This window comes from Ureibacillus thermosphaericus, assembly GCF_012396605.1.
Lineage (GTDB): Bacteria > Bacillota > Bacilli > Bacillales_A > Planococcaceae > Ureibacillus > Ureibacillus thermosphaericus.
Map to the genome: position 1 here is coordinate 21,863 of NZ_JAAXPW010000003.1, position 16,197 is coordinate 38,059.

Genomic DNA, 16,197 nt, shown 5'->3' on the forward strand with positions numbered 1-16,197 from the left:
TGGGAAGCTCTTTTATTTTAGACGGTCGTTTTTTTCTTTCCTAAATATGCTTCGACAATTCGCTCATCCTTGAGTAAATCATCCGCAGGTCCTTCAATAATTATTTTTCCTGTCTCCATTACATATCCATAATCAGCGATTTTCAATGCTTGTTTTGCGTTTTGTTCCACAAGCAGCACCGTCGTTCCATCTTCTTTGATTTCTTTAATTATATTAAATATTTCCGCAACAATTAGAGGAGCTAACCCCATAGAAGGCTCGTCTAATAATAATAGCTTCGGTTTTGCAAGCAATGCACGTGCAATTGCAAGCATTTGTTGTTGGCCGCCAGATAACGTACCAGCCAGCTGTGATTGGCGCTCCTCCAAAATCGGGAATCGTTTCATTACATTTTGTATATCTTTTTTCACATCATGATCTTTACGATGATAAGCGCCCATTTCAAGATTTTCTAAAACGGTCATGGTGGATAGAATTGCACGACCTTCTGGAACGAGGGAGATACCTTTCCTCAAAAGTTGGTGTGGACGCATTCCCGTTACATTTTGTCCTAAAAATTCTACCGTTCCCCTTTTTGGTTTTATAAGGCCGGCAATTGTTCGCATCGTCGTTGATTTACCAGCGCCATTAGCTCCAAGAAGTGTTACAATTTTTCCTTCTTCCACTTCTAAATGTATTCCTTTTAATGCTTGAATTTGTCCATAATACGTTTCAATATTTGTTAACTTAAGCAATTGTCTCTTCCTCCTCTTTACCGAGGTAGGCTTCAATCACCGCTTCATTATTTTGAATTTCATCCGGTGTCCCTTCTGCCAATTTCTCACCAAAATTCAGAACGGTAATTCGATCACACAACCTCATGACAAGCGACATATCATGCTCAATAATGAGTACTGTAATTCCCATAGATTGTATTTTTTTAATTAAATCAAATAAATTATCCGTTTCCGTTTCGTTCATACCTGCTGCCGGTTCATCGAGCAGCAATAAAGTCGGATTGCTTGCTAATGCTCTAGCAATCTCCAATCTTCTTTGTTGACCATATGCTAAATTCTCTGCAAATTGGTCTTTCAATTGACCAAGTCCAACTAATTCTAATAATTCTTCACTTTTTTCTTTTAATAATTTCTCTTCTTGCTTTTGAGATTTCGTTCGAATTACGCTTCTGAAGACTCCCGCTGAAATTCTTGAATGCCCACCGACCATTACATTTTGTAATGCTGTCATTTGCGGAAACAGTCGAATATTTTGATAAGTTCTACAAATGCCTTTTTCGGTTATTTTATATGGCTTTAGTTTTGTAATTTTTTCTCCATTAAAAAAAATTTCACCTTCTGTCGGTTCAACAATATTTGTAATGCAATTAAACATCGTCGTTTTACCAGCACCATTTGGACCAATTAATCCATAAATTTCCCCTTGTTGAATTGTAAAAGAGATATTTTTTAATGCGGTAATCCCGCCAAAACGTTTTGTAATGTTTTTCACTTCAAGGACCATTAGCTAGTCCCCCTTTTAATACGTTTTCCTTTTAATCGATAAAACAAATAAAGATCTAATATTCCTTGAGGGCGAACAGCCATTAAAATCACGAGCATAATTCCATAAAATATATACCGATAGTCACTTACAAAACGTAATACTTCAGGCAATAATGTTAAAATGGTTGCTCCAAAAACGGAACCAATTATTACTTCGCTGCCGCCAAAGACTGTAAATATCAAAATTTCTACTGCGCGATGATATGAAAAATCAGATGGAGAAATATAACCAATTGTATGTGCAAATAGTGCACCAGCAAGTCCTGCGATAAAAGCTCCTTGTGCAAATGCTAATACTTTATAGTACGTGATATTGATTCCCATTGACTCCGCCGCTTTTTCGTCCATTTGTATGGAAGAATAAGCTCGTCCAATTCTTGAATTTTGTTGACGAATGACAAACCATAAAATGAATAAAACGATTATTAATAAAACGATGACAAGGGATAAATAAACAAATTGATTATTTTTCAAACCTAGAGCACTAGGTTCTATTCCGATACTTTTTGCAAACTTTAGCAATTCCCTCCCCAACTGAGGAATACCAGTTAAACCAACTGAGCCTTTCGTCAAGCTTTCCCAATTGACAAAGAGAACACGAATAACCTCTCCAAATCCTAATGTTGCAATTGCCAAATATACACCCGTTAATCTTAATGATGGGATTCCAACGATAATACCAATTACACCTGCTAAGAGGGCACCCACTAAGATTGTTACATAAAGTGGAAGTTCATAATGAATCGTTAGAAGGGCGGATGTGTATGCACCAATTCCCATAAATCCTGCACTTCCTAAAGATAACTGCCCACTTGATAACGGAACATATATACTAAGGGCTAACATTATGTTAATTAATATGAAACATAAAACTTGTAAATAATATGGATTTAATAGTTCTCCTAACATTCTTATCACCTGCCCTCTGCCGTCTTGGATCCAAATATACCTTGTGGTCGAATTAATAAAATAAGAATTATCATGATAAATGCGATAGCGTCTCGATATCCCGAATCGCCATAAGCAACAAGCAACGTTTCAGATAAACCGAGGATTAGCCCCCCAACCATTGCTCCTTTCACATTGCCCATACCACCTAAAATAATGATGGCAAGACCCTTTAACCCCATAGATAAACCCATTTGTGGACTTACCGAGTTAAAGGCCATACCTACTAAAATACCTGCTATGCCTCCCATGCCGGAAGCGATAATCACCGTTAATGTGATGATTTTTTTCGTATCCACTCCAAGAATACTTGCTGTTTCTAAATTTTCTGCCGTAGCTCTCAGGGCTTTACCAGCTTTTGTTTTTGAAAGCCAAACAGATAATCCGACCATTAATATGACGGAAATAACAAAAATCGTAATTTGTACTAAATAAATTGTTATTGAACCAATTTCAAAACGAATTTCTGCAAAAGCAGTTCGAAATGGCTTATTTCCAGCTCCGAACATATGATGAGATAAATTTTCAAGAAAGATTGATACACCAATCGTACTAATTAGTGGAGCCAAATGGGATACTCCCTTTTTCCCTCTAAGAGGGCGTAAACTGAAGATTTCTAACAGATAACCTAATAAGGAAGTAACGACTATCGACGCAAGAAAAGCAAGCCACAACGGCCAACCTAATACACTCGTCGTCAATACACCAATAAAAGCTCCTACCATAAAAATTTCGCCATGGGCCATGTTGATGATGCCTAATACGCCAAAAACTAGAGTAAACCCAAGGGCGACAATCGCATAAATACTTCCTAATGTAATTCCATTGATCAACTGTTCAATTAGCAATAACCATCACCCTTTTCATATAAGGAAAAGTAGAATTCGAGGTTATTCCTCGAATTCTACAAATTTCCCATCTTTTATTTCTACAACTGTAACATCCATCACGACATCACCAACTTCATTGAATGAGAATAGACCTAATATCCCTTCAAAATCTTTCGTCTCAGCTAATGCATCTCGGAATGCATCTCGATCTTCACCTGTACCCGCTCTCTTTAATGCATCTGCATAAATATAAAGAGCATCATATGCTTGCGCAGCAAATTGGTCAGGCTTTTTCCCATATTCCTCTTCATATTTTTTGTTAAATTCAACGATTTTTGGATCTGTAGAATCCCCGAAATATGGTGTTCCTACAATTAAACCGTTCGCAGCATCGCCTGCAATTTCTATAACTTGAGGGGAGTTAAATCCATTTCCTCCAACGAACGGAACAGTAATGCCCATCTTCCGCGCTTGATCGATAATAACGGCACCTTCGTTATATAAAGCTGAAGCTAAAACTAAATCTGGATTCGTATTTTTGATTTTCGTTAGCTGTGCTTTATAGTCGCTTTGACCTTTTTGATATGTTTCAATTGTTGTAATTTCTAAGCCCATTTCTTCCGCAGTTCTTTTCATTACTTCAAATCCCGCTTTTGTAAAAGCATCATCATTCCCATAAATAATGGCAACCTTTTTTGCTCCTGTTCTTTTTACTGCTTTTTCCATTGCAGCAGGAATTGCTAACGCTTCCGGAATTGAATTTCGGAATACATAATCTCCAATTTCAGGAATTCCGTCCGCTGTTGTAGATGTACCCATAATTGTAATACCGTTTAAATCCGCTTCAGGTGCAACCGCGAAAAATTCCGTACTAAGCGTTGGTCCAATAATTGCAAGAATAGAATCATCGGCCATTAATTTTTGACCGGCATTTACCGCTTGTTCCGCTTCACCAGCAGAATCTTCAATTACTAATTCAATATTCACTTCACCTTTTTCATTAATTTCCTTTTGAGCTAATTTCAACCCTTGTGTAATCGCCTCTCCATAGGCAGCCCCTGCACCAGATAGGTATGAAATTACCCCGATTTTTGCTTGAATTACCTCTCCAGATGTTTCGTCTTCAATACTTGTCTCACTTTGTCCTCCGCTGTTAGTTGATGTTGATGAACTACCACAAGCTGTTAATAGAATTAACATGAATGTTGCTAAAATAATTAGAAATAGTTTCTGGTACTTTTGCATTTTGAATCCCCCTAAAAATTCAATTCTATTAATTTACACTATTGGAGTAATGTAAATCTCTATTTATTATTCTATTAATTGAATTTTAAAAATATTACAAATTCTATTCATAAAAATTTCTAATAAAATAAAAAAATACTTGGAAATACATAAGTATTCCCAAGTATTTGAAATAGTTATAATTAGTCTTGTAACAGTGTATCAGCAGATACATATTCGCGTTGTTGCTCATCTGCAACCGCTTTATACACAACATATCCATTTAACGTGTTTAGACCTTTTTTCAGTGCTTCATTTTCTAAACAAGCTTGTTTATATCCTTTATTAGCAATTTGTAACGCATAAGGAACCGTTACATTTGTCAATGCAATTGTTGATGTTCTTGGAACTGCTCCTGGAATGTTCGGAACTGCATAATGTAAAACACCGTATTTTTCAAATGTTGGCTTATCGTGAGAAGTAGGGTTGTTCGCTGTAATTTCCGTACTTCCACCCTGGTCGATCGCAATATCAACGATAACAGAACCAGGCTTCATTTGTTTTACCATTTCTTCCGTTACTAATTTAGGAGCTCTTGCACCAGGAATTAGAACCGAACTGATTACAAGATCTGATTGTTTCACAGACTCTGCGATATTATACGGATTAGAAATTAATGTTTTAACAGAAGATCCAAAGATATCTTCTAATTGACGTAAACGATCCGGATTCAGTTCAATAATTGTTACATCTGCACCCATGCCAATAGCAACGCGAGCAGCATTTGTTCCAGCTACTCCCCCACCGATAATTGTAACTTTTCCACGAGGTACACCAGGTACACCGCCTAATAAAATTCCATTACCACCATTTAATTTTTCTAAATGATGCGCCCCAATTTGGACACTCATTTTTCCAGCAACTTCACTCATTGGTGTTAATAATGGTAATGCTCGATTTGGTAATTGCACTGTTTCATATGCAATTCCAATTACTTTTTTATCTAATAACGCTTGTGTTAATTCGTATTCAGGTGCTAAATGCAAGTAAGTGAAGAGGATTTGTCCTTCATAAAAATATTTGTATTCGCTTTCAATTGGTTCTTTTACTTTTAAAACTAATTCCTGTGACCAAGCTTCTTCAGCAGTGTCAACAATTTTTGCACCCGCAGCAATATAGTCTTCATCAGTGAATGAAGAGCCTAGTCCAGCACCTTTTTGAATATATACTTCATGACCAGCATTCGTTAAAGTTACAACCCCTGCAGGTGTCATTGCTACACGATTTTCATTATTTTTTATTTCTTTAGGTATTCCAATTTTCACGAAAACTCCCATCCTTTGCTTGAATATTCGTAATAAAAAATCAATCACCACTATTCTATCAATTGTTAAAAAAAAATTAAATTATTTTTTGAAAAATTTTTTCTTCCAAATAGTTCCATATTTTTTCACATTATTCACAATTGTAAATATAAAAAATTACAGTATTGTAGAAAATTTTTTTACAATAATTAGAATATTTTGTGAATGTTTTTCATTTTTAACTAAAATAGCATTCTCATTGTCTGAAAATTTGATATAATAAAAACATAGTTAAAGGAGGTAAACAATATGACAAAGTATAAGAGTATTGTGGTGGCTGTGGATGGTTCTAAAGAAGCAGAATATGCTTTTAAAAAAGCAACTGAAATCGCTAAACAAAACGAAGATGCAAAATTAAACTTAGTGAATGTAATTGATACTCGCTCTTTTGCAGCAATTGAAGCATATGATCGCTCAATCGCTGAAAAAGCACAGGCGTTCTCTGAAGAATTACTTGAAGGATATAAAAAGAAAGCTGAAGAAGCTGGCGTAAAAAATGTGAACGTAATCATTGAATACGGATCTCCAAAAACAATCATTACAAAAGAATTATCCAAATTAGTGGATGCTGATTTAATTGTCTGCGGTGCTACTGGTCTAAATGCCGTTGAACGTTTCTTAATCGGTTCAGTATCAGAAGCAATTGTTCGCTCTGCAAAATGTGATGTTCTTGTAGTTCGCACTCCTGAAAATTAATCTAGTATAGATTTTAACCCTTTATGATTTCGAAATCATAAAGGGTTTTTTTGTTTAACATAAAATATTAAAGTTTTTGTTATCTTTTTGCAATAGAAGTTTTTGTCGAATTATGATACAACTATATCTGTTCTCAATTAACCGCCGCTATAACGCTCATTTTGCTTTTTTAGTTGGCTTCTACTCCTTTGAGTTCACAATAAATATAGAAAGAATGATTCTATTGAAACGAAATTCATATTTTGATAATGCAAGAGCAATATTGATTTTCCTCGTTGTGTTTGGTCATATGATTAGTGACTATATAGAAAATGAAAGGATTCTAGCAAATATTTATCTTTTCATCTATACATTTCATATGCCTGCATTCATTTTAATTTCTGGTTATTTTGCAAAAAAAGTTTATGAACAAGGCTATTTTAAAAAACTCATCAAAAAACTCCTCATCCCTTATATTATTTTTCAAGTGTTGTACACTTTTTACTATGATTTAATATTTGAAGACTCGATAGGTTATAGTTTATTTATCCCAAGATGGGGACTTTGGTTTTTGATGAGTTTGTTATTTTGGAATATTCTCTTATATTTCTTTGGAAAATTAAAATATGGACTTCCAATCGCAATTCTTATTTCTCTATTAATTGGCTATGATACTGAAGTGGATGAATTTTTAAGTTTGTCCCGCACCTTTTTCTTCTTTCCGTTTTTCTTAGCTGGATTTCATTTAAAAGAACAGCATTTTGTCAAAATAAAATCCAAAATCAACGTATTTATTGGCACAGTACTTGCCATCGTAGGTTTTATCATCATAGTTCTCTATGTACCAATCGACTTCAGATTTTGGTTATTTGGAAAAAGACCATATGAAGAAATAACGAATCTCTTAGAATATTCAGCACTCATAAGATTAAGTACATACGGTATTCAGCTGTTAGCGTTGTATACCTTTTTTTCCCTCGTTCCTAAAAAACAATGCTATCTTACATCCATCGGCCAATCTACGATGGTGATTTATTTGCTTCATATGGCTATTGTTCGAGTTTTCCGTGAGTCTTCAATAAAGTCGTATATCATAGAATCAAGCCAATATTGGATATTGTTTGTATTCAGCTTATTAATTGTATATTGTTTGTCAAGAAAACCGGTCGTCCAATTCGTTGATACGTTATTGTACAAAAAATTTTAATAGGTGTTTAACGGGGTGTGTCTATAAAAATTAGACACCTCCTCTTTTTTTATAAATTTCCTATTTTCTCGTATTTTGTTCTTTCCAAATTTTCACTTTTTCAAAGAAGTATAATAATGCTTGCTTATTGGATAAATTCGGCACCTTCGCTAATAATACTTCTATTGGTGGTCTCAATGTATCACTTTTCTTTTGCAATATTAAAATGCTTTTTTCATGCAATTTGGATTTAAAGATGTTTTCTGGAAGCTGCATCACAGCTTGAATCCACGCATACTTCTTCAAAAATTTATGCAACATTTCAGCTTGTTCCGATTCAAATAAAGTTGCAGGGATTAAAAAAATCAAATAACCGCCATCTTTCGTATAATTTAATGCTTGTTCAATATATAAGTGATGAGCGTAACTCATCCCTTCTTTAGAACTTAATTCATAGTTTTTTGCAATATCATCATTTGGATAAAATCCTACTGGTAAATCACAAACTACCACATCTACAGGGTCAACTAGTAATGGTCTTAACGCATCTTGGTGGTATAACTGAATTGGTTGTTCAATAAGCTCTGCAATTTCCCCAGCTAATTGAATTAACAATTCATCCACTTCCACACCCGTTGCGAACACTTTTCCATCCAATTTGTTCATAATCGTAAACATTAAATTACCTGTTCCTAAAGCCGGGTCTAAAATTGAAATTGTTCCATCTTTTAATGTTTCCTCAAAAAATTGTTCAACGAAATACGTTATTAATAAGCCTAAAGAATCTGGCGTCATTTGGTGATTTGGTTGAGAAGATTCGCGCATTCCTTTTAATATAGAAAGCTGAATTGCTTTACGCATTTCTTCCTTCGTTGCTGCTTCAAAGGGTAATTCATATTTTCCATCAAGTATCCCCTTGAGAGTTGTTAAGACACTCTCTAAATATGTAGAGGACTCTGTTTTTTCAAGTTCCTCTGTTTTTTTATTGATAAAGGTAAATATTTGCTCTATCTTTTCCATCAAATTCTTCCTTTCATTAATTTCCATTTTTTTATGGAGTTACGATTAGAACGACAGGAACATAGTCGAAAATAAGTGTAGACAAAGCCGTCTTTGACTTTGTCTACATAAAAAGTTGTTATCATAAAACTATCATATACGATAAAAGAACTTCTTGCATCATCGTATTGTTAAATCAATTCTTTAACAGCGTTAATCGCCGCTTCATAATTTGGATGGTTTGTTGTTTCAGGAACATATTCTACATATCGAACAATACCTTCACGATCGACAACAAACACCGCACGAGCTAATAAGCGTAACTCTTCAATTGCAACTCCATAAGCTTTTCCAAATGAAAGGTCTTTATGGTCTGATACTGTCACTACTCGATCAATACCAGCTGCTCCACACCAGCGTTTTTGAGCAAAAGGTAAGTCAACAGAAACAGTATAAACAACCACATCTTCTCCTAATTTTGCTGCTTCTTCATTAAAACGGCGAGTTTCTGCATCACAAACACCTGTATCAAGAGACGGTACAGTAGCGAATAAGCGAATTTTACCTTCAGAATCTTTTAATGTTACAGGTGTTAAATCATTGGCAAGCACCGTAAAGTCTGGTGCAATGTCACCAACTTTCACTTCATTTCCTAACAATGTTACTGGATTATTTTTAAATGTCACTTCAGCCATTTGAATATTCCTCCTTCTTTTCTACTTATTTCATCTTACTAAACACCTTCACGTATAAGCAAATAACTTAACTTGAAAATTAAAAACCATTCAGCGTCTAAAATTTTCATGACACTGAATGGTTTTAGTAACTCTATACTGTTTGATGATTTGATTCAATCATTTTTTCTTTTATAACTTTTTTTTCATTTTTCACATACACTTTTTCATGCACCACAATGGTATCTGCTATATAATCTTGTAGTCCTTGTTTTTTTGGAGTAAATGCAACAGCAATATAAGGAAGCCAAATTGTATTGTTAATAAAACGAGAGACTAACTCTCTAAACAATACTGTACTCCAAGATAGTTTTTGTTCTTTCAGTGACTTTACTTTTAAACCGAAAATCATTTTGCCAACAGTTTGCTGCCAATACTTTGTCATAAGTACAAAATATCCATAATAGAAAAATCCTGAAATAATCGTAATAGGCGCATACCAAACGGAACTAGATAAATTCCAACCCATCATATAGAAAATTGGTTTAACTAAAATACTGACGATTGCAGTAACAATGAGACCATCTGTAATAAATGCCCAAAAACGAATCCAAAAACCAGCTGTTTTTTCTTCATATTCTGTAACGATTTCCGTTTCTGAAAATGTTTTTGGAAATTTTTCCCTTTGCTCTAGATCTTTCTCTACACCAGCTTGCTGATCAGGCTTAATTTCTTTATCTGTCTCCACTTTGATTTCTTCTTCATTTGCAACGAACTTTTGAGCAATTTCCGAAGTGTGTGCATTTTCAATTTTAAGCTCCTCTTGGTCTCGATCGTTTGCTGAGTTTTGTTCCGTTTGTTTGTTTTGTAAAATGTCATTATTCGACTCATGGGCAGAAGTTTTCCGGTTATTATCTTGATTATAACTCGTCATATTCCAGCCCTCCTTAATATTGGCCATATAAATACATTAATCGTGGTGCATCATAAGAATTCATCAATTTCATTAGCATCCGCTCTTCTGGTGAAGGGCCAAAGAGTGTTCCCAGTTTCATTGTAAATAAAGAAGCAAAACTACCTAAATTTGACTCATATTCGAACAATTCAGCGTCTTCCAATCCATAATCTTCTCTTAGTGACTGAATTGCATCCTCTAAACTTCCAAGCTCATCGACCAAACCAGCTCTTAACGCTTGACTACCACCTAAGATTCGTCCGTCCGCAACTTTTTTCACTTCCGCTTCAGTCATTCCTCTTCCTTGCTCTACTATATCTACAAATACTTCGTAAGATTCATTAATCATCTCTTGAATCATCGCTTTTTCTTCTTCTGTCGTAGGTCGAGTACCACCAAACATATCTTTATGTGGACCGGATTTGATTGTTTCAAATTCAACACCCAATTTTTTCGCTAGCTCTGCATAATTATAGCTTTGCATGATAACACCGATGGAACCCGTAATTGTTTCACGATGGGCAAAGATTTTGTCTGCTGGAGCGGAAATATAATAACCACCTGATGCAGCCATGGATCCCATTGAAACGTATATTGGAATACCTTTTTCTTTAATTTTTAGCAATCTTTCATGAATTTCAGCAGATTCAATAACTCCACCACCTGGTGAATTGACAGATAATACAACACCTTGTATTGTATCATCTTCCAAAATTTGGTCTAATGAAGCAAGAAACATTTGGTGATCATATTCAAGCGGTACCCAAGGTGAACTTGAACCAACATCTTGAATTACTCCATCTATAGATAGTAAAGCAATTCGTTCATTAAAAGACCCTGGTTCGAGGACCGTCTCAGCAAGTTCTACATCCGTAAGCGTCTCAAATCCACTTAAAAAGTCACTCTTGAGAAATGACATTAACGTATTGATTGCGATTGATGCAATCAGCAAAAAAACTGCTGCTCCTAACGCTATCCATCTTTTTAAATTCATCTAATTTACCTCCTTCACTTTACATACGTTTTTCAACAACAATTGTTTCAAAAAAATGATAAATTTTTCTATGCTAGTATAAGATTACATGAAAAAAAGGCATTCAGAAAGTAATTGTTTCTGAACGCCTTGACTTTGATATCACTTCATGCAATAGATAAGTATTTAATTAATTATTTTAGAACTTGCTTTTGCATTTCTCTTTGACGCAATTCTACGCGTCGAATTTTACCGGAAGCTGTTTTTGGTAGCTCGTCGATAAATTCGATTGCTCTCGGATATTTATACGGTGCAGTAATATTTTTTACATGCTCTTGTAACTCTTGAACTAGGGTAGGGCTATCCTTTAAAGATGGATCTTTTAAAACAACGAATGCTTTTACGATGCTTCCTCGAATCTCATCAGGACTTGCAACAACCGCACATTCTTTTACCGCTGGATGTTTAACAAGGGCATCTTCCACTTCGAAAGGCCCAATCGTATAACCGGAAGAAATGATAATATCATCTCCACGACCCTCAAACCAGAAGTATCCTTCTTCATCCTTATATGCACGGTCACCAGTTAAATACCATTCTCCACGGAATTGTCTTTGCGTACGCTCAGGATCATTTAAATAACCTTTAAACAATGCAGGTGTAGAAGAATGAACTGCAATATCTCCAACTTCGCCTGGTTTTGTTGGTTCTCCATCTTCATTAATAATATCCACAATATTTCCTGGAGTTGGTTTACCCATAGATCCTGGTTTTGGTTTCATGCCGAGGAGTGTTCCAACAAGCAATGTATTTTCAGTTTGTCCATAACCATCACGAACTTGTAAGTTAAATACATTTAAGAATTTATTGATTACTTCACTGTTTAACGGTTCCCCAGCAGAAACAGCGCTTCTTAAATTGGATAAATCATAAGATTCTAAATCATCCACTTTCGCCATCAAGCGATATTCTGTTGGTGTACAGCATAATACATTAATCTTGTAATCTTGCAACATTTGCAAGTAGTTTTTTGGATCGAATCGTCCTGTATGAACAAATGCTGTTGCCCCGCTTCCTAAAATAGCTAAGAATGGGCTCCAAATCCATTTCTGCCAACCTGGTGCTGCTGTCGCCCAAGCTAAATCATTTTCTTTTACACCGAGCCAGTGCTCAGCTGCTGTCCGTAAATGTGCATATCCCCAACTATGAGTATGAATAACCCCTTTTGGATTTCCTGTCGTTCCACTTGTATAAGATAAGAAAGCAACATCTGAACTTTTCGTTTGCACTTCATTAAATTCATCGGATAAATTTTCAAGCTCTTTTTCTATTTGAATCCACGGTTCATTCGCTTCACCGTAAACGAAAAGTTTTAATCCATTTAACGATTTTACATCATCAAATTGAGAAATTTCATTTGAGAAAGCAACAATTCCTTTTGCACCTGAGTGTTCGATGCGGTAGTCAATATCTTTTGCTCTTAACATTTCAGAGCTTGGAATAATTGTAATCCCTGCTTTTAATGCACCAATGTATGTAGCATAAGCTTCAGCAGAACGTGGAACCATGACAAGGAGAACGTCGCCTTTTGTCAGTCCATGTTTTTTAAATAAATTTGCTACTTTATTTGCTCTTTTTAATAACTCTACAAACGTGATTTTTTCTGTCGTACCGTCTTCATGGTGTACCAGTAACGCCACTTTGTTTTCATCTTTTGCCCATTTTTCGAATTCATCTGCAATATTATATTTCTCTGGAGCTAGTAAATCCTCTCTTTTCAAGCAAATTCCCCCTCAATTTTCAAAAATAAAAATATTATTCTAATTATAATATATTCAATAATATCATCAAAATATTCTAAATAGTATATATATTTTTGTTTAAAAAGTAATTTTTTTGAGAATGAATGAAATAAATTATAGAAAAAAAGCTAGTAGCATACGCTACTAGCCTTGTATTACTTATTGTTGAGTTCCACGTAATTGTGACTCAGCCATTTGCACTAGACGTTTAGTGATTTCTCCTCCGACTGACCCGTTTGCACGAGCAGAAGCTTCAGGTCCGAGTTGAACACCAAACTCTTGTGCAATTTCATATTTCATTTGATCTAATGCTGCATTTGCACCAGGAACTAAAAGTTTATTTCTGCTGCTGTTGTTGTTTGTAGCCATCTCTCTCACCTCCTTGTGCATTTAGAATGTGCTGTAATTATTAATTAATACATAAAAGGTGAGAGGTAAATTGTTCATATATTACCGATTCGATGGTACAAAATTATTATATATTATAATAAATGCTTAAATTTCTCTACTTTCATACGTTTTTCAGGCAACGTATAAATTTCGCGATTTTTCACTGCTCGTTCAATATACTCTTCAAAATCTACTTGAGATTCGAAATAAGTTACTCGATCTATTTTTGGTCTTGTTTTCGGATTTGCTGGTGTAAATATTGTACAGCAATCTTCGTACGGTTTAATGGAGATTTCGTACGTGCCAATCTTTTGAGCAATATCAATAATGTCCAGCTTATCGAATGAAATCAAAGGTCGAAGAATCGGTGTATTCGTTACTTCATTGATTGCCGTTAAACTTTCTAATGTTTGGCTTGCTACTTGTCCTAAACTTTCACCTGTAACAAGCCCCAAAGCGCCAATTTCTTCACGAACACGATCTGCAACTTTCATCATCACTCTGCGTGTTGTTGTCATTAACATTTCTTTTGGTACTGAATCTTTAATTAAAACTTGTAATTCAGTGAATGGTATAACATGTAAATGAATAGAAGAACCGAATTTTGTTAATTCATTTGCTAAATCTTTTACTTTTTGCAATGATTGTTCACTCGTATAAGGTGGGCTATAAAAATGAATGGCATCAATTCTTACTCCCCTTTTCATCATTAAATATCCTGCTACTGGGCTATCAATTCCTCCAGAAAGCAATAATAGCGATTTTCCGTTCGAACCTACAGGCATACCACCTGCACCATAAATGATTTCAGACATTAAATAAGCTGCTTCTTTTCGAATTTCAATTCGAAGTTCCACATCAGGATTTTTAACATTTACTGATAAATTTGGATTATGTTTTAATAAAAATCCTCCAACTGCTAATTGTATATCATATGTTTTGAGTGGGTATGTTTTATCTGATCGATGCACTTCCACTTTAAACGTGATTTGCTGATCTTTATAACGATCCATTATTTTTTGGGCTAACTGTTGGATGTTTTCAATTTCCCTATCGCATATAGCAACAGGACTAAACGATTGAATACCAAACACACTAGGCAATTTTTCCATCAATACTTCAAATTGTTTTTCATTATCAAGCTTAATATACATTCGATCCCGCTCTGCTTGAACTGTCAGAGGGGCAATATCAGAAAAAGTATATTTGATATTATTTTTTAATCGGTGAATAAAATCTTTACGATTTCGACCTTTCGTAGTGAGTTCACCATATCGTATTAATATTTCATTCCAAAGCATCATTTTTATACTCCTTTTAATTCTTTCATAACTTCTTTAAAAATTTCTTTAAATTGTTCTATTTCTTTCTCTGTATTTTTTGCGCCAAAACTTATTCGAATAACACCTTCTTTAAAGTGAGAATCTACATTTAAAGCTTCGACAACATGGCTTGTTTTCTTTTGTTTTGAAGAACATGCGCTAGATGTAGATACAATGACACCTCTTTTTTGCAATGCATTAATTATCACTTCGCCTTTTAAATCTCGCACGCTAAAAGACAAAATATGTGGCGCCCCTTCTTTAGTTGAGAGTAAATAAATATGATCACCGAAAGTATTGAAAAAATCCATCAGATGATCTCGCCACTTTGTAAATTTTGCATAATTTTCTTGTAGATGTTCAGTTGCAATTCGACAAGCTTTTGCTAATGCAACAGCTTGTGGAACAGGGACAGTTCCGCTTCTTAATCCAAATTCTTGACCGCCACCTACAATTAGTGGTGCAATGTTTAATTTTCTTTGAAATGCGATGATTCCTGTTCCTTTTATTCCATGGATTTTATGACCCGAAATTGTTAATATATCCGGTCCGGCATCACCGTTAAATTGAACTTCCAATTTTCCAAAACTTTGTACTGCATCCACATGAAAAATGGCACGAGAATGTTGGTGAATGATTTTGGCTGCTTCCTCAATCGGTTGAATTGCTCCCATCTCATTATTGACGTGCATCATGCTAACAAGAATCGTATCTTTTCGAAGTTTCCTGCGTAATTCATCTATGGATATTACACCCTTATTATCCACTGATAAATACTCGACTTCGTATCCATCTTTTTCTAAAGTTTTATATGCTTCCAACACTGATGCGTGTTCAATTTCAGTTGTAATTATATGTTTCCCAATATGCTTATTTTCTTTTGCAACGCCAAAAATTGCAAAGTTATTTGATTCTGTTCCTCCTGAAGTAAATAAAACGTGTTCCGGTTTTGTTTTGATTATGTGAGCAATTTGATTTCTTGCTGCTTCTAATAATTCATTTACTTCCACACCAAAGGCATGAATTGAAGCAGGATTCGCAAAATAGTTTTTATTTACTTCAAGAAATGTATGTAATACTTCATCATGTGGTTTCGTTGTAGCACTATTGTCAAAATAGATCATGAATACCAACCTTCTATTTATAATTTTTATGACAATTTCAAAAGAAAAGGGTTGTTCAGAAAGTGAACACTTTCCGGACAACCAACCTTCTCATTGTGTACTATTAGCATCAAAAGATCATCCAAAATCTTTCAAATGAATGGATAACAGCAAATTGCAATATCAATTTCCGATAATGCAATTTGTTATT

The 16,197-nt window shown here is 34.8% G+C and carries 16 protein-coding genes; 2 read left to right on the forward strand and 14 right to left on the reverse strand.

Translation table 11 applies throughout. The features are described from left to right. Positions 1 to 17: 17 nt before the first annotated feature. The 6 genes from HF990_RS02340 to ald form a co-directional block, all read right to left on the reverse strand. Positions 18 to 734: an ABC transporter ATP-binding protein gene (locus HF990_RS02340; RefSeq protein ID WP_016837116.1), complete on the reverse strand. Its 717-nt coding sequence runs from the start codon at positions 732 to 734 to the stop codon at positions 18 to 20. Continuing rightward, positions 727 to 1,500, reverse strand: a complete 774-nt coding sequence (locus HF990_RS02345) for an ABC transporter ATP-binding protein (RefSeq protein WP_016837115.1) — start codon at positions 1,498 to 1,500, stop codon at positions 727 to 729. The genes HF990_RS02340 and HF990_RS02345 overlap by 8 nt, the downstream gene beginning before the upstream one ends. Beyond that, entirely contained in the window at positions 1,500 to 2,450 is a 951-nt protein-coding gene (locus HF990_RS02350) for a branched-chain amino acid ABC transporter permease (RefSeq protein ID WP_168411917.1), read from the reverse strand. Before HF990_RS02350 ends, HF990_RS02345 begins: the two co-directional genes overlap by 1 nt. 5 nt (positions 2,451 to 2,455) lie before the next feature. Next, the gene (locus tag HF990_RS02355) at positions 2,456 to 3,337 is read right to left on the reverse strand and encodes a branched-chain amino acid ABC transporter permease (RefSeq protein WP_016837113.1); all 882 of its coding nucleotides are present in this window, start codon (positions 3,335 to 3,337) and stop codon (positions 2,456 to 2,458) included. A 42-nt stretch (positions 3,338 to 3,379) separates the two neighbouring features. Continuing rightward, a complete protein-coding gene (locus tag HF990_RS02360) occupies positions 3,380 to 4,564 on the reverse strand; it encodes an ABC transporter substrate-binding protein (protein WP_168411918.1) in 1,185 nt (394 codons plus the stop codon). 182 nt (positions 4,565 to 4,746) lie between these two features. After that, positions 4,747 to 5,868 (reverse strand): alanine dehydrogenase, encoded by a 1,122-nt coding sequence (gene ald, locus HF990_RS02365; RefSeq protein ID WP_168411919.1) that lies wholly within the window; start codon positions 5,866 to 5,868, stop codon positions 4,747 to 4,749. Between the two features lie 288 nt (positions 5,869 to 6,156). On the opposite strand from ald, the gene HF990_RS02370 reads away from it, so the two are divergent. Both HF990_RS02370 and HF990_RS02375 read left to right on the forward strand, forming a co-directional pair. After that, entirely contained in the window at positions 6,157 to 6,603 is a 447-nt protein-coding gene (locus HF990_RS02370; RefSeq protein ID WP_016837110.1) for a universal stress protein, read from the forward strand. Positions 6,604 to 6,826: 223 nt separating this feature from the next. After that, the gene (locus tag HF990_RS02375; RefSeq protein ID WP_016837109.1) at positions 6,827 to 7,789 is read left to right on the forward strand and encodes an acyltransferase family protein; all 963 of its coding nucleotides are present in this window, start codon (positions 6,827 to 6,829) and stop codon (positions 7,787 to 7,789) included. Between the two features lie 60 nt (positions 7,790 to 7,849). Here the strand turns inward: HF990_RS02375 and HF990_RS02380 are convergent, their stop codons facing one another. The 8 genes from HF990_RS02380 to HF990_RS02415 form a co-directional block, all read right to left on the reverse strand. After that, complete coding sequence (locus tag HF990_RS02380) at positions 7,850 to 8,788, reverse strand: class I SAM-dependent methyltransferase (RefSeq protein WP_016837108.1); 939 nt, start codon at positions 8,786 to 8,788, stop codon at positions 7,850 to 7,852. A gap of 170 nt (positions 8,789 to 8,958) precedes the next feature. Beyond that, complete coding sequence (gene tpx / locus HF990_RS02385) at positions 8,959 to 9,462, reverse strand: thiol peroxidase (protein WP_016837107.1); 504 nt, start codon at positions 9,460 to 9,462, stop codon at positions 8,959 to 8,961. A 133-nt stretch (positions 9,463 to 9,595) separates the two neighbouring features. Beyond that, on the reverse strand, positions 9,596 to 10,375 hold the full coding sequence (locus HF990_RS15285; RefSeq protein WP_168411920.1) for an RDD family protein: 780 nt from the start codon (positions 10,373 to 10,375) through the stop codon (positions 9,596 to 9,598). 13 nt (positions 10,376 to 10,388) lie between these two features. Beyond that, positions 10,389 to 11,390 (reverse strand): signal peptide peptidase SppA, encoded by a 1,002-nt coding sequence (sppA, locus tag HF990_RS02395; RefSeq protein ID WP_168411921.1) that lies wholly within the window; start codon positions 11,388 to 11,390, stop codon positions 10,389 to 10,391. A gap of 173 nt (positions 11,391 to 11,563) precedes the next feature. Further along, the gene (gene mbcS, locus HF990_RS02400; RefSeq protein ID WP_016837104.1) at positions 11,564 to 13,150 is read right to left on the reverse strand and encodes an acyl-CoA synthetase MbcS; all 1,587 of its coding nucleotides are present in this window, start codon (positions 13,148 to 13,150) and stop codon (positions 11,564 to 11,566) included. A gap of 180 nt (positions 13,151 to 13,330) precedes the next feature. Further along, on the reverse strand, positions 13,331 to 13,540 hold the full coding sequence (locus tag HF990_RS02405; protein WP_016837103.1) for an alpha/beta-type small acid-soluble spore protein: 210 nt from the start codon (positions 13,538 to 13,540) through the stop codon (positions 13,331 to 13,333). Positions 13,541 to 13,653: 113 nt separating this feature from the next. Further along, positions 13,654 to 14,862: a tRNA uracil 4-sulfurtransferase ThiI gene (gene thiI / locus HF990_RS02410; protein WP_026018967.1), complete on the reverse strand. Its 1,209-nt coding sequence runs from the start codon at positions 14,860 to 14,862 to the stop codon at positions 13,654 to 13,656. 5 nt (positions 14,863 to 14,867) lie between these two features. Continuing rightward, positions 14,868 to 16,007 carry a cysteine desulfurase family protein gene (locus HF990_RS02415; RefSeq protein WP_016837101.1) on the reverse strand — a complete coding sequence of 380 codons (1,140 nt, stop codon included), beginning with the start codon at positions 16,005 to 16,007 and terminating at the stop codon, positions 14,868 to 14,870. Between the last annotated feature and the right edge of the window lie 190 nt (positions 16,008 to 16,197).